Origin of the sequence: Bartonella sp. SD1336NMGDW, from assembly GCF_042193565.1 — a bacterium.
GTDB classification, from domain to species: domain Bacteria; phylum Pseudomonadota; class Alphaproteobacteria; order Rhizobiales; family Rhizobiaceae; genus Bartonella; species Bartonella grahamii.
This window is the reverse complement of the sequence record NZ_JBHILW010000089.1, coordinates 1-784: the sequence shown is the minus strand read 5'-3', so window position 1 is coordinate 784 and position 784 is coordinate 1. Positions and strand designations below refer to the sequence as shown.

General features: G+C 39.7%; 2 protein-coding genes and 1 pseudogene. All 3 read left to right on the top strand.

Annotated features, from left to right (window positions below; all coding sequences use genetic code 11):
- Window positions 1–214: pseudogene (locus tag ACFIKH_RS09300) on the top strand (lysozyme); the annotation flags it as partial.
- The gene (locus ACFIKH_RS09295) at window positions 211–438 is read left to right on the top strand and encodes a hypothetical protein (RefSeq protein ID WP_375648521.1); all 228 of its coding nucleotides are present in this window, start codon (window positions 211–213) and stop codon (window positions 436–438) included. The pseudogene ACFIKH_RS09300 and the gene ACFIKH_RS09295, both read left to right, overlap by 4 nt.
- Window positions 439–569: 131 nt before the next feature.
- Window positions 570–784 (top strand): hypothetical protein (locus ACFIKH_RS09290; RefSeq protein ID WP_375671549.1); only part of this gene is annotated, 215 nt, incomplete at its 3' end.

Below are 784 nucleotides of genomic sequence, written 5' to 3'. Positions count from 1 at the left end.
TGTTTCTTCTAATTATCAAACAGTAGAAACGAAACAACCAACAGGGTTTCTCAAAGCAGAAGCATTGGCACCGATTATTGGTTCTTTCTCAGGTCTTGGTGGGTTTTTAGCGGGTAATGGACCAATCCAATGGGCTTTAGCCGCCATTATGGTTTTAGCGGCATGTACTGGCATTTTCTTTGTTGCTAAACGCTTTCAGGAGCACCGCCTATGATCTTATGGATGAAAAGAAACTTGATGGTAACAGGTGCGGCTTTAGCCGCTTTTTTTATTGCCTTAGCAAAAGCTTTTACTCTTGGGAAAAAAGTAGAGCAACAAAAGCAAACAGAAAAAGCTTTAAAAGCAGCCACAACACGGCTTGAGGTGGAAAGTGAAGTTAATCAAAAAAGTGATGCTGATGTGCGTGCTGCTCTCTCTGACTGGTTGCGCGACAAATAAATATGTTTTTTCTTGTGTTGGTTGGTTACCTATTTATTTAAGCCGACAAGATCTGAACACCATTAGCTCAAACTTAGCAAGAGAGATCTTAAAGCATAACAAGCAGGGTCAACGCTTGTGTGGGTGGAAACATGGCTAGAAAAAAAACACAAGACGATATAGAGCTTACAGAAGCAGAAAAAGAAATGCTTCAAGAAATGATCATCACCTATCAAAGCGTGAAAATGATGTCTCGCTTGATGAAGTGGATAGCATTTTTTCTTTTTTTGCTTATCCTTGATTTTGCACGTCTCATGGACGCGCTAGATAATGTCATTGCACATTTAAAGCATTGGTTTTCAAAGAA

Excerpts from the sequence above, each read along its gene's own strand:
- ACFIKH_RS09295 (WP_375648521.1), top strand. The coding sequence starts at position 211 with ATGATCTTATGGATGAAAAGAAACTTGATGGTAACAGGTGCGGCTTTA.